This is a genomic window from Streptosporangium album, from assembly GCF_014203795.1.
Classification (GTDB): domain Bacteria; phylum Actinomycetota; class Actinomycetes; order Streptosporangiales; family Streptosporangiaceae; genus Streptosporangium; species Streptosporangium album.
Window position 1 is genome coordinate 15,372 of record NZ_JACHJU010000007.1, and the last position, 19,922, is coordinate 35,293.

Annotated in this window: 16 protein-coding genes and 1 pseudogene; 7 read left to right on the plus strand and 10 right to left on the minus strand. The window is 71.7% G+C overall.

From position 1 onward, the window contains the following. Positions 1-441: 441 nt before the first annotated feature. The 4 genes from meaB to FHR32_RS47050 all read right to left on the minus strand — a co-directional run bounded on the left by meaB (position 442) and on the right by FHR32_RS47050 (position 6,262). A complete protein-coding gene (gene meaB, locus FHR32_RS40785) occupies positions 442-1,410 on the minus strand; it encodes a methylmalonyl Co-A mutase-associated GTPase MeaB (RefSeq protein ID WP_184759959.1) in 969 nt (322 codons plus the stop codon). Continuing rightward, the gene (gene scpA, locus FHR32_RS40790; RefSeq protein ID WP_184759960.1) at positions 1,394-3,571 is read right to left on the minus strand and encodes a methylmalonyl-CoA mutase; all 2,178 of its coding nucleotides are present in this window, start codon (positions 3,569-3,571) and stop codon (positions 1,394-1,396) included. Before scpA ends, meaB begins: the two co-directional genes overlap by 17 nt. Further along, entirely contained in the window at positions 3,568-5,418 is a 1,851-nt protein-coding gene (locus FHR32_RS40795) for a methylmalonyl-CoA mutase family protein (RefSeq protein WP_184759961.1), read from the minus strand. The genes scpA and FHR32_RS40795 overlap by 4 nt, the downstream gene beginning before the upstream one ends. A gap of 73 nt (positions 5,419-5,491) precedes the next feature. Then, positions 5,492-6,262 carry a peptidoglycan recognition protein family protein gene (locus FHR32_RS47050; RefSeq protein ID WP_184759962.1) on the minus strand — a complete coding sequence of 257 codons (771 nt, stop codon included), beginning with the start codon at positions 6,260-6,262 and terminating at the stop codon, positions 5,492-5,494. A 372-nt stretch (positions 6,263-6,634) separates the two neighbouring features. Here FHR32_RS47050 and FHR32_RS46460 point away from each other — a divergent pair, with 372 nt between their 5' ends. Next, positions 6,635-8,116, plus strand: coding sequence for a serine/threonine-protein kinase (locus tag FHR32_RS46460; protein ID WP_281391220.1), 1,482 nt, complete (start codon positions 6,635-6,637; stop codon positions 8,114-8,116). A gap of 108 nt (positions 8,117-8,224) precedes the next feature. On the opposite strand, the pseudogene FHR32_RS46465 reads toward FHR32_RS46460, so the two are convergent. Both FHR32_RS46465 and FHR32_RS40810 read right to left on the minus strand, forming a co-directional pair. Beyond that, a pseudogene (locus FHR32_RS46465) lies at positions 8,225-9,289 on the minus strand (acyltransferase family protein); the annotation flags it as partial. Continuing rightward, positions 9,279-10,241, minus strand: a complete 963-nt coding sequence (locus tag FHR32_RS40810; protein ID WP_312882937.1) for an alpha/beta hydrolase — start codon at positions 10,239-10,241, stop codon at positions 9,279-9,281. The gene FHR32_RS40810 and the pseudogene FHR32_RS46465, both read right to left, overlap by 11 nt. A gap of 133 nt (positions 10,242-10,374) precedes the next feature. On the opposite strand from FHR32_RS40810, the gene FHR32_RS40815 reads away from it, so the two are divergent. Further along, positions 10,375-11,604: a sensor histidine kinase gene (locus tag FHR32_RS40815; protein WP_184759965.1), complete on the plus strand. Its 1,230-nt coding sequence runs from the start codon at positions 10,375-10,377 to the stop codon at positions 11,602-11,604. Then, positions 11,601-12,257 carry a response regulator gene (locus tag FHR32_RS40820; RefSeq protein ID WP_184759966.1) on the plus strand — a complete coding sequence of 219 codons (657 nt, stop codon included), beginning with the start codon at positions 11,601-11,603 and terminating at the stop codon, positions 12,255-12,257. The genes FHR32_RS40815 and FHR32_RS40820 overlap by 4 nt, the downstream gene beginning before the upstream one ends. 29 nt (positions 12,258-12,286) lie before the next feature. Here the strand turns inward: FHR32_RS40820 and FHR32_RS40825 are convergent, their stop codons facing one another. Then, complete coding sequence (locus tag FHR32_RS40825) at positions 12,287-13,489, minus strand: amidohydrolase (RefSeq protein WP_184759967.1); 1,203 nt, start codon at positions 13,487-13,489, stop codon at positions 12,287-12,289. Positions 13,490-13,670: 181 nt separating this feature from the next. Here FHR32_RS40825 and FHR32_RS40830 point away from each other — a divergent pair, with 181 nt between their 5' ends. From FHR32_RS40830 to FHR32_RS40840, 3 genes are all read left to right on the plus strand, one after another. After that, positions 13,671-14,360 carry a GntR family transcriptional regulator gene (locus tag FHR32_RS40830; protein ID WP_184759968.1) on the plus strand — a complete coding sequence of 230 codons (690 nt, stop codon included), beginning with the start codon at positions 13,671-13,673 and terminating at the stop codon, positions 14,358-14,360. A 63-nt stretch (positions 14,361-14,423) separates the two neighbouring features. Next, positions 14,424-15,551: a DUF5925 domain-containing protein gene (locus FHR32_RS40835; protein WP_184759969.1), complete on the plus strand. Its 1,128-nt coding sequence runs from the start codon at positions 14,424-14,426 to the stop codon at positions 15,549-15,551. 105 nt (positions 15,552-15,656) lie between these two features. Beyond that, a complete protein-coding gene (locus tag FHR32_RS40840; protein ID WP_184759970.1) occupies positions 15,657-16,283 on the plus strand; it encodes a DUF4232 domain-containing protein in 627 nt (208 codons plus the stop codon). 132 nt (positions 16,284-16,415) lie between these two features. Here the strand turns inward: FHR32_RS40840 and FHR32_RS40845 are convergent, their stop codons facing one another. Then, positions 16,416-17,393: a helix-turn-helix transcriptional regulator gene (locus tag FHR32_RS40845; RefSeq protein WP_184759971.1), complete on the minus strand. Its 978-nt coding sequence runs from the start codon at positions 17,391-17,393 to the stop codon at positions 16,416-16,418. Positions 17,394-17,506: 113 nt separating this feature from the next. Between FHR32_RS40845 and FHR32_RS40850 the strand changes: the two genes are divergently transcribed. After that, on the plus strand, positions 17,507-17,914 hold the full coding sequence (locus FHR32_RS40850; RefSeq protein ID WP_184759972.1) for a VOC family protein: 408 nt from the start codon (positions 17,507-17,509) through the stop codon (positions 17,912-17,914). 467 nt (positions 17,915-18,381) lie between these two features. Here the strand turns inward: FHR32_RS40850 and FHR32_RS40855 are convergent, their stop codons facing one another. Both FHR32_RS40855 and FHR32_RS40860 read right to left on the minus strand, forming a co-directional pair. Then, positions 18,382-19,161, minus strand: coding sequence for a transposase family protein (locus FHR32_RS40855; RefSeq protein ID WP_184753144.1), 780 nt, complete (start codon positions 19,159-19,161; stop codon positions 18,382-18,384). A gap of 188 nt (positions 19,162-19,349) precedes the next feature. Then, entirely contained in the window at positions 19,350-19,898 is a 549-nt protein-coding gene (locus FHR32_RS40860) for a hypothetical protein (RefSeq protein WP_184753076.1), read from the minus strand. Between the last annotated feature and the right edge of the window lie 24 nt (positions 19,899-19,922).

Sequence of the window (19,922 nt, forward strand, 5' to 3'; positions counted from 1 at the left end):
ACCTGTACGATATGAACCCGCGCAGCGTGATCACAGCCCACGGCGGCATGTGGGCCGTACGGGCACAATCCAGGGTCCGTGGCCACTCCGTTGTGGTGGTCCCCACGCGGAAAAGAGGTCAGGGCCGGTCGACTGGCAGCCCTTTCGCGACCTTTCCACGCCTCGTCATGCGCCTTCTCGCACTTCGCGGAGCTAAAAAGTACTTATTGCCCTATTCGTAACACTTAGGGCGCAGTATCCCATGATCGACTCTCGGCGATCAAGCTCGTAGCAGAGCAATGTTTTTGTCGGCGCGCGAATCCATCACGCCATTCGGGGGTTCCGTGCGATAAAAACCAAACACATGTATCAATACTTGATAAAAAATCACGCTATGTAGTCATAGCAATCGTTAGCGTATCCCGTTTGGCCGGATCCGGCCATTTTCGTTGAGCCTGGAAATCAGACGGTGAAAGCCGCCAGGATCCGCTCGGCGGCCAGAGAGGGGGGCAGGACCCCGGCCTGGACGTCCCGCTCGACGTCGGCGGCGATCGCCGCGACCCCGGGATGCTCGCGCAGGCCGGCCAGCAGCCGCTCGGTCACCAGCGCCCACGTCCAGCCGACCTGCTGGCGGCGGCGGCGGGCGGCCAGCTCGCCGGAGACGACCATGCGGTCCTGGTGGGTGACGATCTGCCCCCAGAGCTCCTCCAGACCGGTTCCCTCCTGGCCGCTGCAGGTCAGCACCGGCACCGTCCGCTCGGAGCGGAGCAGGCGGAGTGCCCCCGCCAGCTCCCTGGCCGCCTTCCGGGCGTCCACCTCGTGCGGGCCGTCGGCCTTGTTGACCGCGATCACGTCGGCCAGCTCCAGCACACCCTTCTTGATGCCCTGAAGCTGGTCACCGGTCCTGGCCAGGGCGAGCAGCAGGAAGGTGTCCACCATGTCGGCGACGGTGGTCTCCGACTGGCCGACACCGACGGTCTCCACCAGCACGATGTCGTATCCCGCCGCCTCCACCACGACCATGGCCTCGCGGGTCGCCCTGGCGACCCCGCCCAGGGTGCCCGAGGTGGGCGAGGGGCGGATGAAGGCGGCCGGGTCGGCGGCCAGGCGGGACATCCTGGTCTTGTCACCGAGGATGCTGCCGCCCGTCCTGGTGGACGACGGGTCGACGGCGAGCACCGCCACCCGGTGGCCCTGCCCGGTCAGGCGCGTGCCGAGGGTGTCGATGAAGGTGGACTTGCCGACGCCGGGCACGCCGGTGATGCCGACCCGGCGCGCCCTCCCGGTGAGCGGGGTCAGCTCGGCCAGCATCCGCTGGGCCAGCTCCCGGTGGTCGGCCCTGGAGGACTCCACCAGCGTGATCGCCCGCGCGATCCACGTCCGGGAGCCCTCCTTCACCCCGCCGACGTAGTCCTCAAGCGTCCGCGTCATGGCCCAGCCGGGTGAGCAGATCGCCGAGCAGCTCCCGGGCGGCGTCGGCGATGACGGTGCCGGGCGGGAAGATGGCGGCTGCTCCGGCGGCGCGCAGCTCCTCGAAGTCGCCCGGCGGGATGACGCCGCCCACCACGATCATGACGTCGCCGGCGCCCAGCTCCGCGAGCGCCTCGCGGAGGGCGGGCACCAGCGTCAGGTGCCCGGCGGCCAGCGAGGAGACCCCCACCACGTGCACGTCGGCCTCGACCGCCTGGCGGGCGACCTCCTCGGGCGTCTGGAACAGCGCGCCGACGTCGACGTCGAAGCCGAGGTCGGCGAAGGCGGTGGCGATCACCTTCTGGCCCCGGTCGTGCCCGTCCTGCCCCATCTTGGCGACCAGGATCCGCGGCCGTCGGCCCTCCAGTCGCTCGAACGCGGCGCACGCCGTACGGACCTCGTCCACGCCGGATCCCACCTCCTCGCGGTACACCCCGGAGATCGTACGGACCTGGCCGGCGTGCCGCCCGAACACCTGCTCCAGGGCGTCGGAGATCTCCCCGACCGTGGCCTTGGCCCGGGCCGCCTCGATGGACAGCGCGAGCAGGTTGCCGTCGCCCGCCGCCCCCTTGGTCAGCGCCTCCAGCGCCCGGGCCACCTGGTCGGCGTCACGTTCGGCACGCAGGCGGCGGAGCTTGTCGAGCTGCTGGGCGCGGACGGAGGAGTTGTCGACCTTGAGCACGTCGATGACCTCGTCGGCGTCGGTCCGGTACTTGTTGACGCCGATGACCGGCTGGGTCCCCGTGTCGATGCGCGCCTGGGTGCGGGCGGCGGCCTCCTCGATGCGGAGCTTGGGCAGGCCCTGGCCGATCGCCCTGGCCATGCCTCCCGCCGCCTCGACCTCCTCGATGTGCCCCCACGCCCGGCGGGCCAGCTCGTGGGTGAGCCGCTCGACGTAGTACGAGCCGCCCCAGGGGTCGATCACCCGGCAGGTGCCGGACTCCTGCTGGAGCAGGAGCTGGGTGTTGCGGGCGATCCGGGCGGAGAAGTCGGTGGGCAGCGCCAGAGCCTCGTCGAGGGCGTTGGTGTGCAGCGACTGGGTGTGGCCCTGGGTGGCGGCCATCGCCTCGACGCAGGTGCGCACGACGTTGTTGAACACGTCCTGTGCCGTCAGCGACCAGCCGGAGGTCTGCGAGTGGGTGCGCAGCGACAGCGACTTGGGGTTCTTCGCCCCGGCCCCGGACACCAGCCGCGCCCAGAGCAGCCGGGCGGCCCGCAGCTTGGCGACCTCCATGAAGAAGTTCATGCCGATGCACCAGAAGAACGACAGCCGGGGCGCGAAGGCGTCGATGTCCAGGCCCGCCTCGACTCCCGCCCGCAGATACTCCACCCCGTCGGCGAGGGTGTAGGCCAGCTCCAGGTCACACGTGGCCCCGGCCTCCTGGATGTGGTAGCCGGAGATCGAGATCGAGTTGAACTTCGGCATCCGCTCGCTGGTGTAGGAGAAGATGTCGGAGATGATCCGCATCGACGGGCCGGGCGGGTAGATGTAGGTGTTGCGGACCATGAACTCCTTGAGGATGTCGTTCTGGATGGTCCCCGCGAGTTGCTCGGGCGCCACCCCCTGCTCCTCGGCGGCCACGATGTAGAGCGCGAGCACCGGGAGCACCGCGCCGTTCATGGTCATCGACACGCTCATCCGGTCGAGGGGGATCCCGTCGAAGAGCTGCCGCATGTCGTAGATGGAGTCGATCGCCACCCCGGCCATACCGACGTCCCCGGCCACGCGCGGGTGGTCGGAGTCGTAGCCACGGTGCGTGGCCAGGTCGAAGGCGACCGACAGGCCCTTCTGCCCGGCGGCCAGGTTGCGCCGGTAAAAGGCGTTGGACTCCTCGGCGGTGGAGAACCCGGCGTACTGCCGGATGGTCCACGGCTGGTTGACGTACATGGTCGGGTACGGCCCGCGCAGGTAGGGGGCGGCACCCGGGTAGGTGTCCAGGAAGTCCAGCCCGTCCAGGTCGTCGGCCGTGTAGAGCGGCTTGACCCCGATCCCCTCGGGAGTCTCCCAGACGAGTTCCGCCGGGTCCTTCCCGGTGGCCTCCCGTACGGCGCGCGCCCATCCGGCCGGGTCCGGAGTCGCCGGCTCGCCCGTGAGACCGATTCCGGAGAAGTCGGGAATCATCGAGCCACCTCCAGGTCGTCGAAGGTCGTGCGGAGCACGCCGAGCGCGTCGCACCCGGTGTAGAGGTTGCCGTCCACGCCCGCGAACTCTCCCTTCCCCGCGAGCCAGATCTTTCTCGCCCCCGCGTCTCTCAACGCGGCGGCCACGGCTCCGGCGTGCTCGCCGTACAGCCGGTCGCTGGAGCACAGGCACGCGACCCGCGCGCCGCTCGCGGTGAACGCGGCGGCGATCCGGGCCGGGTCCACGCCGGATCCGGCGGCCCCACCGGGGTCCACGCCGGATCCGGCGGTCACGGCGGCGATGCCCCCCGCCTGGAACAGGTTGGCGGCGAACGACGCCCTGGCCGTGTAGGCGGCCGCCGGGCCGATGGTCGCCAGGAACACGCCCGGCCTGCTCTCCTGGGCGTCGGCCAGGTCGCGCAGCGCCTCGAACTCCTCGGCGTAGTGCCTCCCCTGGACGTCCCGGGGGTGCGGCGGGCGGGTGGGAGGTCTCTCGCCGAGGTTGGGGAACTCGCTGACCCCGGTGAGGGGATCACGGCGGTGGGCGATGTTGGCCGCCCGCCGCTCCCAGGTGGCGGCGGTCCGGCCGGCGACGAGCCCCGTCTCCAGAGCCGTGGCCATGCCACCCGCGCGCTCGATCTCCTGGAACCACTCCCAGGACTTGGTCGCCAGGTCCTCGGTGAGCCGCTCCACGTACCAGGAGCCACCCGCCGGGTCGGTCACCCGCGCCACGCCGGCCTCCTCGACGAGCAGGGCGTGGGTGTTGCGCGCGATGCGGCGGGCGAAGGCGTCCGGCAGGCCGAGCCGGACGTCGAACGGCTGCACGGTCACCGCGTCGGCGCCGCCGGTGCCGGCGGCGAAGCAGGCGAGCGTGGTGCGGAGCATGTTCACCCACGGGTCGCGGGCGGTCATCATGGCCGAGCTGGTCACCGCGTGCTGCCGCTGCCCCGCCCCGGGCGCACCGGCCCCGCACACCTCGGCGACGCGCGCCCAGAGCCTGCGCGCGGCGCGGAGCTTGGCGATGGTGAGGAACTGGTCGGCGGTGGCCGCGTAGCGGAACTCCAGCTGCCCGAACGCCTCCTCCACGGTGAGACCGGCGCCGGTCAGGGTCCGCAGGGCCGCGACCCCGGCCGCGATGGAGCAGCCGAGTTCCTCGGCGTCGCTGCCGCCCGCGTCGTGGTACGGCGTGCCGTCCACCACGATCGCCCGCAGCCCGGGGAACTCCCGGGCGCAGCGCCGGGCCAGCTCGATCGCGGTCTCCGGGTCGCGGAGCGGATCCGCGCCCAGGTTGCCGGCGAGCCGGGGAGCGATCTCGGGGGCGGGCGGCGGGTCGGTGCCGGGGTGACCGGAGAACGCGACGCCCGCATCCCCGCCGGTCGCCTTCTCCTCAGCCACCGCGAACAGTGCCTCAGCCGCCTCGCGGGTCCGCTCTCCCGCGTCCAGGGTGATCGAGATCAGCTCGAGGTGGACCCGTTCCAGGACCCGGGGCAGGTCCTCGGGCTCCAGGGCGAGCCAGAGCGAGGTGACGCCGTTCTCCAGGTCGGCGATGACCGCCTCGGGGTCGGCCACCTCGTGCCGCTGCCGCACGTCCCAGCCACCGCTCTCCGGGCGGGAGCCGCGGATGTAGGGAGCCGCTCCCGGCAGGCCGGGATCACCCGGGAGGTCCGAGGCGTCGTAGAGCGGTGCGATGGTCACACCGTCGTAGGTGGTCGAGGCCAGGGCCTCCTCGGGGGAGCCGGTCTCGACTCCGGACTTCCGCAGGACGCCGAGCGCCAGCTCACGCCACCGTTCCCGCGTGGTCGGCGGGAAGTCGGCGGCCGGTCGAAGTTCCTCAGGCGGCACCGTCATGCACCGGATAGTAAGCGGTGTCGTCGGGGAACGTCCCTGCGGGGTGCCCCGACGGCGCGGCCTCGCAGACCGGTCAGGTGACGGGTTCCTCCCAGGCGGCCTGCCAGGTGACGCGGTCGACGGCGCCGGTGGCGGCCAGTCCCTTCTCCCGTTGGAAGGCGCGGCAGACATCCCGGGACGCCTCGCCGTACATGCCGTCGACGTCGATGCTCCAGCCGCGGTCACTCATCTGCCGCTGCCAGGTGCGGACGTCCTCACCGATCATGACCGGCGGATACTTGAGGACGCGGCCGGGGAAGGAGGGGTGCGGCTCGGGCGGGTCGGCGGGGCCTCCGCCGGGCCGGGGCGCGCCCCGTTTCACCCAGGCGTACAGCGGCCCGCCGGGGCAGTCGGTGGCGTAGCCGTCCCGGTGGCCCTTGATCTCACGGCCCGCGCCCCCCTTGTCCCGGAGGTATTCGACCGCGTCGAGGATGGCGTCCAGAATCTTGTCGGTCGGCTGGGTGAGGCCGGACGAGCCGACCAGGCCGAGCACGGCGTAGTGGCCGCTGTTGAGCCCGGAGCCGTTCGCGGCGGGAAGGTGGCCGGGCCCGCGGCCCTCGAACACCTTCTGGTGCGGACACGCGACCATTGAATAGCCGATGTCCATCCAGCCGTTGCCGTCCATGTGCTGGCTCTGGATGGATCTGACCAGGGCCACGCATCTGGCGTGGTCGTTGACGATGCCGGGGCTGACCTGACCTCCGGTGTAGTGGACCTTCACACCCTTGGTGGAGCTGAGCCGGCTGTAGGAACCCCGCGGCTGGCGAGCTCCCCACTCCTGACGGGTAACAAGATCGATGGCCACGGTGCTTCTCCACGGTTCGGGTGACAGGGGCCTACCGGAGCGTAATGGGTGACACATCGCTACATGGAGCACTTTGCCAACTGATCTGTTAACAAATCATTGCGTGGTCCGGCTTCAGGCAGTGGTCGAGCGGGAAAACATGCCGTCAACTTTCCATGAAATAAGCATCCAAACCATCACGAAGCATCGTCAAGGTCTCGGCCCCGAGGCGCGCCTGTCCATGAGGCCGGCCCAGGCCGGCCGGGAGGACCCGGCCGGCGCACCTTGCCAGGTCCGGCGACACCGCGGACGCAACGGACCGCGCCTATCCGGCAGACCGCTCCCATGCTCCGAAAACCGCCCATGCGGGTCAGGCGTGGATAGCCTTGCCTCATGGTCGCGACCCCCCTGACGCCCGACGATCCGCTCCGGCTCGGCGCCTTCCGGCTGGCCGGAAGGCTCGGCGAGGGCGGCCAGGGCGTCGTCTACCTCGCACACACGCCCAGCGGTGAACCCGTCGCGGTCAAGGCCCTGTTCCGGGCGGACCCCGAGTGGCGGACGCGGCTGTCGCGCGAGCTGTCGGCGCTGGAGAGCGTCGCGCCTTTCTGTACGGCGCGCGTGCTGGACGCGTCGGTGGACGGGCCCCAGCCCTACGTGGTGAGCGAGTTCGTGGACGGCCCCTCCCTGCAGGAGCGGATCCGGGAGCGCGGGCCGTTGCACGGCGGGGAGTTGGAGCGGCTGCTGGTCGGCACGGCCACCGCGTTGGCGGCGATCCACGCGGCCGGGGTCGTGCACCGCGACTTCAAGCCCGCCAACGTGCTGCTGGGCCCGGACGGGCCGAGGGTGGTCGACTTCGGCATCGCCAGGGCGGAGGGCGCGGCCACGATGACCTCCGGCCTGATCGGCACCCCCGCCTACCTCTCCCCCGAGCAGATCGCCGGCTCCCCGGCCTCGCCGGCCTCCGACGTGTTCGCCTGGGCGGCCACCATGGTGTGCGCCGCCAGCGGCCTGTCGCCGTTCGGGGCCGACACCCTGCCCGCCGTGCTGCATCGGATCCTCAACCACCAGCCGGACCTGTCCGCGCTGCCCGCCAGGTTCGTCCCGCTCGTCGCCGCCTGCCTGAACAAGGACCCAGCCGGCCGCCCCACGGCCCGCGCCCTGATGGTCAGCCTCGTGGATCCGGGAGGCCAGAGCCCGCCCTCCACCGGGGAGCTTGCCAGGGCCGGCAGCCGGATCGCCGCCGATCCGGGGCTCACCGGCCCCGGCCGGTCCAGCCTGACCACGCAGGCCTCCGCGCGACGCCGTCGCGGGATCGTCGTCGGCACGGGTCTCGCGGGGGCGTCACTTGTGATCGCCGCCGGAGTCGCCGCCTGGATCTTCCTCGGCGACCGCCCGGCCATGGTCGCCCAGAGCACGGCCACGCCGACATCAGCCCAGGTCACCGGCTCTCCCGGCACCCCCTCCACCAGCCCGGAACCGGTCGAGACCGGAACCGTCCGGCCGCCCGCCGAGACCGGCACCCCCCGGCCGCCCGCCGCGGGGGGCTCGAAGATCCCCGCCGCCTTCGCCGGAACCTGGACGGGGCACATCAAGCCCAGCATCGCGTTCGGCCTCGAGGAGCACGATGTGACGATCGGCCTTGTCGCCGGCAAGGGCTCCGGGACCTGGGAGGAGCCGACCTCGGGCTGCGCCGCCGTCCTCGATCTCACCGGGGCCACCGGGACGGCGCTCACCTTCGACCTGAGGCCGGACAGGCCCGACGACTGCGTCCCCGGCACGCTGACCCTCACCCGCAGAGGGGACGCCCTCGCCTATCACTGGGTCGACGGCCTCGGCTTCGGCACCTCCTACGACGGCGACCTGGCCAAGAGCTGATCCGCAGGCGACTGCGGCCGTTCCCGGCCCGCCACGACGACCTCCGCCGATCCTGGCGCGGCCACGCTTTCCGGGCCGTCTCCGCTCATAAGCGCGGAACGCGGCCCAGCACACCAGCAGTGCCAGCGCGAACGCCGGCAGCCACGCCAGGCGGGCGAGCAGCCAGCCGGGGTCGTCGGGGACGGTGTGCAGGCCGGTCAGCGGGCCATCGGCGAGCAGGCCGATCGCGGTGACCGCGATCAGGGCGGTCTGGTGCCAGAGGAAGATCGTCATCGCGGAGAGGTTGACCAGCGCCACGACAGCCCAGGCGGCGGGGCGGCGCAGCACCCGGCGCAGCGGGCCGAGCAGGAGCAGGGCCGCCCCGCACTGGGTGAGGCCGAAGGCGACGGCTGCGAGGGTGGGCGGGGATTGGTTGGAGATCGGGGCGCCGGGCACTCCGACCATGGCGGCCGGGTAGCCGGCCCACAGGACGAGTGCGGCGGTGGCGGCGGCGCCGCCGAGCAGCAGCGCCCACCCGGTCGTACGGCTGCGCAGGTCGCCGCGGGCCCAGGCCGCGCCCAGGCAGTACGGGACCAGCCAGCCGGCCGCCAGGTTGGTCCAGCCGAGCCAGGCGGGCCCGCCAAGGCCGTAGCGGACCAGGTCGACGAGCGCGACGGTGACGAGTGGCCACAGCGGGTGCAGTTTGGCGGCCAGCGGGGTCGCCGCCGTCAGCACCGCGAAGACCAGCAGGAACCACATCGGCGACAGCACCAGTTTGACCAGGGCGCGCACGGTGTCCAGGTCGGCCCCGGACGCGAGCAGCGCGGCCGCCACCGCGCTCCACACTGCCAGCACGACGGTGACCGGCCGAAACAGCCGGGCCATGCGGGTGGCGAGCCACCGCAGGTAAGTCTGGCCCCGATCGCGGGCGTTGGTGTGACCGCTGGCCGCCATCTGCCCGCCCACCAGGAAGAAGACCGCCATCGTCTGCAACAGCCAGGAAACGGGGGCGAGCTGGGGCATGTGTCGGAGGGGGCTGGCGACGCGCACCGTGCCGCTGTCGGCGACCAGGGCCGTCACCAGCCAGTGGCCGAGCACCACACCCAGGATGGCCATGGCGCGCAACGCGTCGACGGCACGGTCGCGGCCGGCCGGAGTCGCCACATCGATACGCCGGATGAGGTCACGCACCACGGCCCACCGTGGAAGGCGCCTGTCCGGAGACGATCCGGGCGATGTTCTCCAGGGCCACGCCGGGCCTCAAATAGTCGCTGTGGCCGCCGTCGCCTGCCGCGAAGACTCGGGCGCCGAACTCCGGCGAGACCGGATCGGTCCCGAACCCGACGGCGGCGAAGGGGAGGCGGAGCTGCGCGTGCGGCACGTCGGCGATCCAATCGCCGGCGCCCCGGCCGGCCCAGACGGTGGCCCGGGTGTGCAGTTGCGCGGCGGTGTCGACGCCGGTGCCGGCACTGGCGTACAGGATGATGTCGGAGACGTCCAGCCCGGGCGCGGCCCGCCCGCAGACCACGCTCCCGTAGGAGTGGCACATGACGGAGATCCGGGCCGCGGGCTTGACCGCGCCCAGCTCCCGCACGAACGTGCGCAGGCGGGGGGCGGCCTCGTCGGCGCGGCCGGGTGTCAGCGCCTGGAGGCTCACGGTTCTGGGTGCCCGGTAGCCGAGCCAGGCGATGACGGCGGACCGGTCGCCGAGTTCCTGCCGCAGCCTCATCGAGCCACCTCGCAGGAGGCCGTACCTGTCGAGGTCGGTGTCGGCGCCGGGGACCAGCACGGCGATCCGCTCGGCCGCCGACAGGTCGCCGAAGACCTCGGCGGCGCGGCCGCCGTCGCGGCCGTCGAAGGACAGGAAGGTGCGTGCCGGGTCCGCCATGGCGCGCAGCATCGCGGCCCGCCACCGATCACCATGACCCGCGGCCATCCGCTCAGCCGCCCCCATGCCCTCCCGGCTGGCGGCGTACCGCTCGGCCAGAGCCGCGGGGGTCGCGACCCGCAGCGGGGCCGGGGTGGCGGGGACAGGCGCTGGGACGGCCGCAGGGCGGGCCGCACCCGTCACCGGCACCACCACCGAAGCGGCGATGAGCGCGGCGAGCAGGGTGCGGCGCAGGCGGGGTTCGTTGACTTCAATCACCCGACCGAAGGTGCCGCAGGCCGCACCCACGCCGCATCGGACCGCTGGTGGCATTCGCCGGAGCGCCGGTAGACCGTGGGTGTACACCCGTGGTCCGATGCTCGGGCGAAGAGCACGCCGCTACGCTCTGAACATGCACGTCACACCACCGCTACCGCTGCTGAAGCGTGTGCCGCCCGGCGTCTGGACGGCCCTGGCCTGGTGTGCGGGCCTGGCGTTCACGTTCCTCATGCGTGTCCGGCTGCCCGGTGAGTGGCAGCCCACCGAGCGTGCCGGGCTCTTTCTCCACCAGTGGGACGGTTTGGCGTTCCTGGCGGTGGCCACTGCCCTGGTGCTGGCCGGCAGCGCTCTGCTGCGCCGTCGGCCGCTGCCGGCTCTGGCCCTGTTGCTCGCCGCCTCGGCCATCGCGTCGCTCCCCCTGGGTGTGGGGGAGATCCCCCTGGCTCAGTTCCTGGCGGTCGACGTCGCGCTGTACTTCATCGCGGCCACCCGGCCGCACCGGACCGGGATCATCGCCGTCGCCCTGGCGCTCGCCGTGCTCGCCGGCTACCTCACCACCCGGCTGCTGTTCGGCTGGAACGTCGGAACCTCGGCGGAACTGGCCGTGGCCATGACGGCCGTCATCGCCTGGCTGATCGGCAATTCGGTGCACCAGGCCCACGAGTACGCCCAGAGACTGAGCGCCCAGGCCGCGGCCCAGGCGATCACCGACGAACGGCTCCGGATCGCGCGCGAGCTGCACGACATGGTCGCGCACAGCATCGGCATCATCGCCCTGCAGGCCGGTGCGGCACGGCGGGTCATCGACACGCAGCCGATACGGGCGCGCGACGCGCTGGGCGAGATCGAGACGGCCGGCCGGGAGACGTTGTCAGGGCTGCGCCGGGTGCTCGGCGCACTCCGCCAGGCCGGACCGGGACAGGCACCACAGGCGGCGCCGCTCGATCCGGAGCTCGGCCTGGCCGACGTCGACCGGCTGGCCGCGACGACGGCAGAGGCCGGCGTCCGCGTCGACGTGCGGTGGCGGGGCGAGCGGCGTCCGCTGCCCCCGGACATCGACATGTCGGCCTACCGCATCATTCAGGAGGCGGTCACCAACGTGGTGCGCCACGCCGGCGCCCCCTCCTGCCGGGTGTCCATCGGCTACCGGGATGAGGAGCTGTCCATCGAGATCCTCGACAGCGGGCCCGGCCGCGGCCGCGCCGGGGGGAGCGGATACGGCCGCGCCGGGGGGAGCGGATACGGCCTGGTCGGGATGCGCGAGCGGGTCGGCCTGCTGCACGGAACCTTCTCCGCCGAACCGTGTCCCGAAGGCGGCTTCCGAGTAGCGGCCCGCCTGCCCGTACCGGCAGGAGTCCGATGACCGTCCGCGTCGTACTGGCCGATGACCAGCCGCTGATCCGCGCCGCTCTGCAGATGGTCATCGCCGACGCCCCCGGCCTCGAACTCGTCGGGGAGGCCGGAACCGGCGCGGAAGCGGTCCAGCTCACCGAGGACCTCCACCCCGACGTTGTGGTGATGGACATCCGCATGCCCGGCATGGACGGCATCGAGGCCACCCGGCTGATCACCGCGGGTCCCGGCACGGCGCGCGTCATTGTCCTGACCACGTTCGATGACGACGACCACGTCTACGGCGCGCTGCGCGCCGGCGCGTCCGGATTCCTCGTCAAGGACATGGCTCTGGACGACATCCTCGCGGCGGTCCGCGTGGTCGCCGCCGGCGACGCCCTGATCGCGCCGAGTGTCACCCGCCGCCTGATCGAGGAGTTCGCGGGACGGGCCGCCCCCGTCCCGCACCGCCGTAGGCTCGACGGCGTCACCGCACGCGAACGCGAGGTGCTGACCCTCATCGGACGCGGTATGTCCAACACCGAGATCGCCGCCGACCTGGTCATCAGCGTCGCCACCGTCAAGGCGTATGTGACACGGCTGCTCGCCAAGCTTGACGCCCGGGACCGGGTCCAGCTCGTCATCATCGCCTACGAGGCAGGCTTGGCGTCACCGTCTCGGTGATCGAGGCGAGCGGCGTCGCGGAGGCCGGGTCAACGGACCAGATCACCCTCACGGGCGACGATCCGGCCGGACTTGACGACCAGGGACCGGCGCGGACGCACGCACACGGCCTCGGCCGCGTTGCGGGCGTCGACCACCACGAGGTCGGCGTGGTCGCCCACGGCCAGGCCGTAGTCCCGCAGCGCGAGAGCGCGGGCGCCGCCGTAGGTCGCGGCGTCCAGGGCGAGCTCGACGTCCTCGTCGCGCGGGCCGGTGCCCTTGGCCTGGAACAGTGCCCGCTCCAGCATGTCGCCGGTGCCGAACGGGCTCCACAGGTCGCGGACGCCGTCGTTGCCGAGCGTCATCGGGACCCCCGCCTCACGGAGCAGCCGTAGCGGCAGGACGCCCCTGCTCGGAGCGACCGAGGCCAGAGCGACCCCGGCCTCGGCCAGGCCGGCGATCAGCCTGTCCCGGGTGGCGGGGTCGGCGTCGCCGAGAGCGAAGCCGTGGCTGATGGTGACCTTGCCGTTGAGGCCCAGGGCCCTGGTCCGCTCGATGATGAGCTCGAACTGCCAGGCGCCGAGCGTGCCGCCGTCGTGCAGGTGGATGTCGACTCCCGCCCCGTACCGCTCGGCCAGGGCGAAGACGGCGTCCAGGTGCCTGACCGGGTCCCGGTCCACCCCTGCCGGATCGAGGCCGCCGATCGACTCGACCCCGGCCTTCAGCGCCTCCTCCAGCAGTGCCTCGGTGCCGGGACTGATCAGCATTCCGGCCTGCGGGAAGGCGACGAGCTCCGCGGAGATCCGGCCACCGTGCCGCGCTACGGCGTCGCGGACCGCCTCGACCGAGCCCAGACCGACCAGCGGGTCGACGTCCACGTGGGAGCGGACGTGCGTGGTGCCGCAGACGATCATGTTCTCCAGCAGCGCTGTCACGTAGTCGGCGCTGGGGACGCCGAACTCCGGCCGCCGCTCCTGACCGTTGCGGATCTTGCCCATCAGGCCGGGAGCCGCGTCGTGCGGCACCCAGGGTCCGCCCCAGAGCGTCTTGTCCAGGTGCGCGTGGCCGTCGACGAATCCGGGAAGCACGAGCTTGCCGCCCAGCTCCTCCACATGGCCGCCGGTGTCCCCCCGGCCGGGCTCGCGGAGCTCGCGGAGCTCGCGGAGCTCGGCGATCCGCCCGTCCCGGACCAGCAGGTCGACGGAGCCCTCACGGCCCCAGATCCGAGCGTCGCGCAGCAGCAGTTCGGTCACGGTCTTGTCCTCCTCATCCACGATGACGCCGCCAAAGTTAGTGGTATACCACTAACTGGGCAAGTTAGGCTGAGCTCTGGTCCACTCCGTGGAGCCGTACGCGTCCCATGGGGTGGTACGCCGGCGACGTGGAGATCCCGGCTCCACGAGAGCCGGGAGGAGGTCGAAAGAGAGGTGAGCGGTGAGCGCGCTGCGCGACCGGGTCTACGAGACGCTCAAGTGGCGCATCGTCGAGGTGGAACTGCGTCCGGGCCAGCGACTGGTGGAGCGCGACCTCGCCGCCGAACTCGACGTCTCCCGCATCCCGCTCCGCGAGGCGCTGCGCCTGCTGTCCGCCGAGGGTCTGGTGGTGATCGTGCCCAACAGGGGCGCACTGGTCAGCCCGTTCACCCCGGCCGACATCCGCGACCTGTTCGACGTGCGCGAGAGTCTGGAGGTGCTCGCCGCGCGACTCGCCGCCGGACAGGCCGACGCCGACGGCCTCGCACGGCTGCGAGAGTGCATCGTCCGCGCCCGCGACGCCGTACGGCGGGACGACCGGCGGGACATCGTGACGGCCAACGCCGGATTCCACTCCGAGATCGTGAGACTGTCCGGCAACGCGCTGCTCGGCACACTGATGCGCCCGCTCGACGCCCAGCTCAGACGGTTGTTCCACCTCACCTCCGACCGCGATCCCGGCCGGCAGTGCGCCGAACACGAGGAGCTTTACGCGGCGATCGCGGACGGCGACGCGGACCGGGCGGCCGCCTGCGCGCTCCGTCACGTCGCCGACGGCCGCGAGCCGACCCTGGCGCTCGCCGAACGGTGGACCGCCGACATCGACCCGATCGAGGTGACCCGTACCCGCCGCCGCAGGCCCCTCGCCTGAGCCCGCCCCGGGGCGTTCCAAAACCTGTCGCCCTTCTGGGCCGCAAAAGGGATCATTACTGGCATGTCCGTACTCAAGGGGGTCCATTTCACACCGGAGCCACGTCCGGCCGAACTGGCGATGCAGGTCCATCTCGACGACGGCGACGTGGCCGTCGACGCGATCGACGCCCTCGCGCTGTCGCCGTTCGTGACGGGCGCGCAGCCCTGGTCGCGGACCAGGGAGCTGGAGCGTGTCCGCCCCGAGGCCTCGCTGATGCCGTCGGCGGGAACCCTCGCGCGGGCCGCGGTGGAGGAGGACGGTCGCGACTCCCGGCTGGTGTGCGGGGAGGGCTGGACACTGCGCGTGGTCCGGTTCCGCAACCGGGCCGCCACGGTCAGCGTGAGCGCGGTCAGCGAGGAACTCGCCCGCTCGGTGATCGAGGAGATCACCAAGGACGCGGTGGACCCCGCTCCTGAGAACGATCACGTCGAGATGGGTTTCTGGTGGCAGGGCCCCCGCGGCGCCCGCCGTTCGAGCAAGCCGATCACCGCCGCCCCGTGGGCGGACATCGGCGGCAACTACGCCGGCTCACTGCACGGGCGGCTGTCCAAGCTCATGTCCGTCGCGCCCGCCGAGGTGCACGGCCGCCTGGTCCTGCTGCACGGCCCGCCCGGCACCGGCAAGACCACGCTTCTGCGCACGCTCGCCCGGGAATGGCGGTCGTGGTGCCAGGTCGACTGCGTGCTCGACCCGGAGCAGCTCTTCGGCTCCCCCGGTTACCTGATGGAGGTGGCGGTCGGGTCCGACACGGACTCCGACGACGAGAACGAGGGCGGCGGGAGGTGGCGGCTCCTCGTCCTGGAGGACTGCGACGAACTGATCAGGTCCGGGGCCAAGGAGGCGGTGGGCCAGGGCCTGTCCCGGCTGCTCAACCTGACCGACGGCCTGCTCGGTCAGGGCCGTGACGTGCTGGTCGCCATCACCACCAACGAGGACCTGACCCGTCTCCACCCGGCCGTGGTCCGCCCTGGCCGCTGCCTGGCCCAGATCGAGGTGGGAGCCCTCCCCCACGACGAGGCGGCCCGCTGGCTCGGCACCACCGAGGGCGTCCCCTCTTCGGGCGCCACCCTCGCCGAGCTGTTCGCGCTGCGCGACGGCACGGCCGACCGCCCGGCCACCGCGCAGGAGACCGTCGGCCTCTACCTGTGAACAAGGGACCGCCTTCCCGCTCCCGGGTCCGTCCTGATGCCGCACCCGTCGGGTCACGGAACCGTGCCCGCGAACATAACCCGCCCGGCACGCGTCCAACGGAGTATGAAACGACTCAACGGCGCCGGGCGCCTCCCGGCACTCTCCGCGGTGATGGCAGGTGTGCTGACGGCGTCGGTCGTGTGCGCCTCCTCAGTGCCCTCCAGGCAGAACACCCCTCCGGCCGGGGCCGCGGGCTCACCGGTCGCGAGCGGGAACATCCGGTTCGTGAGCGCCGCCTCGGCAGCCGGGGGCACCGGTTCCTCCACGGAGGCCACCGCGGTCGGCCGCTGCCTGACCGGAGCCCTCGCGGCCCGCATGGGCCCGATGGACGCGGGTGCGGGACAGCGGTACGCACCGCTGGTGATCACCAACAGGTCCGCCCAGACCTGCTGGGTGTACGGCTTCGCCGGTCTGATCATGATCGACCGCAACGGCGACGCCCTGCGCACCAGGACACGCAGGGAGAAGGTCCAGCCGCACCGGGTGACCCTGCGTCCGGGAGCCGGCGCCCACGCCAGGATCCACTGGACTCAGGTGCCCACCGGCGACGAGACCAGGTGCCCGGTCTCCGCACGGCTGATGGTCGTCCCGCCTGACGAGGTCGCCCACCTGGAGATCCCCTTCACGGCCACGGTCTGCGACGACGGGCGCCTCGACCTCACCCCGCTGTCACCGGGGACACGCCTCTGAGACGGCGGGCGGCGCCAGGCGATTCCCGACCACGTCGACACCACCGTCGGGCACGGACTCGGCTGACAGCGATGATGTACGGGGTGACGCCGTAGGGCACGGGCTTTCCCGGAGGGCACCGGGAACGAGGCCTCACTCCTGGCTTGTGTCGGTGAACGCGCGGATGGCGCGGCCCGCCCGTTCGGCGATCGCGCGGAGGTGCCCGGCCAGCTCCGGAGGGTCGAGGAGGGTGTAGTCGACGGACAGGAGCGTGATGCGGTAGGCCAGGTACCGCGGGGAGTCGGGGTGGGTGTGCAGCCGGCACGAGCGGTGGTCGACCGGCTCCAGGGTCCCCTGCCAGGCGGGGACGTTTTCGACGGCCTGTTCGATGGGCACGTGCAGCAGCAATCGGGCCCGGACGTTGCGGGACGGCATCGCCTGGGTCACCCAGGTCCTGGTGTCGACACCGCCGGGCAGTTCGCGGCCGGGAACGCGGACGCCGGTGCGGTGGACCTCGCTGATCCGGTCCACGCGGAAGGAGCGCCACGCGGCCCGGTCCTCGTCGTAGGCCACCAGGTACCAGAGGTGGCCCGAGGCCACCAGCTGATGCGGCTCCACCAGCCGCCGTGCCATCTCGCCGTGTGCCTTGGTGTAGGCGAAGCGGACCTTTTCGTGGGTCGCGCAGGCGGCGGCGAACGCGGCCAGGGTGTCGGCGTCGGCGGCCGGGCCGTCCCGTGGCGGCAGGACGACGGCCGCGTCCGACAGCGCTGTCACCCGGTGGCGCAGCCGTACGGGGAGGACCTGTTCCAGTTTGGCCAGGGCGCGTAGCGAGGTGTCCTCGATGCCGGTGATGGCCGCGGTGGCCGCGGTGCGCAGGCCGATGGCGATGGCGATCGCCTCGTCGTCGTCGAGCAGCAGCGGTGGCATGGCCGCCCCGGCGGTCAGCCGGTAGCCGCCGGTGTTGCCCTGGGTGGCGTGGACCGGATAGCCGAGTTCACGCAGCCGGTCGACATCGCGGCGGATGGTACGAGGGGTGACGCCGAGACGGCCGGCGAGCTCGACGCCCGGCCACTCACGCGGAGTCTGGAGCAAGGACAGCAGTTGCAGCAGTCGGCCAGATGGATCACGCATGAGTTCATCATGCCATCACTAATAGGACGCTCACCGACCTATTGGCCTCTTACGGTTGGAGACATCGACCGGAACGGAAGCCGCCGGATCTCCGGCGGCGAAGGGAGCACCACATGTTGCGAGGACCGGCCACCACCAACTTCTGGGCCGACGACCTGGAGGCGGCCAAGAAGTGGTACGCCGAACTGCTGGGCGTCGAGCCGTACTTCGAGCGCCCTGGCAACGGGCAGCCGGCCGCCTACTACGAGTTCAGGATCGGCGACTACCAGGCCGAACTCGGCCTCGTCGACCGGCGTTACGCCCCGCCGGGCGCGCCCGCCACCCCCGGAGGCGCGGTCATCCATTGGCACGTCGACGACGTGCAGGCCACCCTGGACCGGCTGCTGTCCATGGGGGCCACGCCGTACATGCCGCTCACCGAGCGCGGCCCCGGTTTCGTCACCGCCGCGGTGGCCGACCCGTTCGGCAACGTGCTGGGCATCATGTACAACCGGCACTACCTGGAGATCCTGGGCCGATGATGCACTTCGCGGACGCCGCCCGCTCCGACCTGCGGAGTACTGTGGTCGATAAGTGAACATTGCGCCATATTTCGCCGCGATCGCGTCCGCCGCCGGTCTCCACCACTTCACGGATCGGCACTGTGCCTCTTCGTTTTCCGGGGTTGTCACAGCGTCCCGGCGGCGGCCGGCGCCCACCCGCCTCACTCGTACCGGACCTTTCGCAGGGACCGAAGCGGAGGGGCCGTGATCACCGGGGGTGTCGAAGATGAGCCACCCCAGGGACGTCCCCCTTTCCATCCTCGACCTGGCCCCCATTCCCAAGGGAGAGACCCCGGCCGACGCACTGCACCACACCATCGACCTCGCCCGCAGGGCGGACGAGTGAGATCGTTCCAACTTGAAGTTGCTGGTCAGGGGCCTGGTGTGATCCGTTGAGGGCATGCTCTGGCTGGTGGTGGGTACTGATCATGGTGGGTGATCATCGGTCAGCGGGTGTGTTCGGTGATGGCCAGGACCATCAGCGCGCGGAGCAGCTTGGTGACGTGGATGGCGTCCAGGCGGAGCTTGGTGAGGATGCGCCAGGCCTTCAACGTGGCGAAGCCGTGCTCGACGGGGGCGCGTTCGGCGCTGATGAGCCGGTTGACCTGCTTTTGCGCGGGGGTGAGGGGCCTGCCGCGGGTGGCTTTGCGGCCGGTGATGATGACCGGATTGTCGTCATCGTCGTCCAGGCCGACGAAGCCGAGGTCGGCGATAGCGCCCAGCCCGGCCTTGCGCAGGCGGGCGGTGAGGCGGTTGTGCCGGGCGGTGGTGATCTCCGATGCGCGACCAGGCCGGACGGCGGAGACCCACAGCAGGTTGCCGCGGGTGTCGGTGAGCGCCACCACGAGCAGCCCGTGGGCCTTGTGCTTGCCCGAGTAGTTCCTGCGGTTGTCGGCTCCGGTGCGGCGGCGGGTGCGGATCAGGGTGCCATCCAGCAGGACGACCTCACCACCGGCTTTGGCGATCTTCTTCAGGGCGCGGTCCAGGCGGGGTGCGCGGGCGGCGAGCAGTTCGACGGTCTCCAGCATCCAGCGTCGCACGGTGGAGGCCGAGACGTTGTTGGCGCCGGCCATGTCGGCCAGGCGCTGGTCATGGCGTAAGACGGCCAGCACGATGGTGGCGATCTTCCCGGCGGGCAGTTTCCGCCAGCGCGAGCCGATGGTCTTGAGATGAGCGCGCAGCAGGTCGGCCAGGAAGGTGAGGGTTTGGGTGGACAGCGGCAGCATGCAGGAGTAGACAGGCGAGGGCGTGTCTTCGGCGGACGTCGAAGCCTTCGACGTTGTCGATGTCGTGGTTTTGGTTGTGGTCACACGCCGCCAGGCCCCCGCCGGGGACACGCTCGGGATGTTTCACCCGGGCAGGGCCTGGCCAGGGGCTGCGGGAAGCGGCAGTGGGCGCAGTGGGCCGCCCGAGGTCAGGGGGCGAACGCGCCGCTGGGGGTCTTGCGCAGCCAGCCCCGCTCGGCCAGCCGGTTCAGCTTGGCCCGCACGCCTTCGACCTGCCCCGATTCGGTGGAAAGGCTGAGCTGGGCGCAGATCGCCTTGCAGATGAGGGGGCCGTCGGCGGCGCGTACCGCGGCCAGTAGCGCCTGGTAGTCGGCGGGCAGCTCATCAGTGCCGGCAGCGTGGTGACGGTGCGGGATCAGCAAACCGCCGGGCACGGGCACGGACGCGGGTACGGGTACGGGTATGGGGCGCAGCTCTATCCCCTGGGAGGCCTGCTCTGCTGCCTGGGCTGGGGTGAGCATCACCTGGTAGAACGGCGTCGGCTCACCGCCGGGCTCGCCGGGTGCGTTGAGCTGCTCGGCGGGATCGTCGGCGAGGAGTTCCTTGACCACCTGCTCGGCCACACGCAGCCGGTCCATCTCGTCTTCGGTCTCGGCCAGTTGCTCGCGCAACCGATCGGCGTGCGTGCCCAGCGCGACCAGGCGCATGGTGATGCGCTCCAGCAGCGGCGACGACATGGCTTCCCCCGGCCGACAAGACAA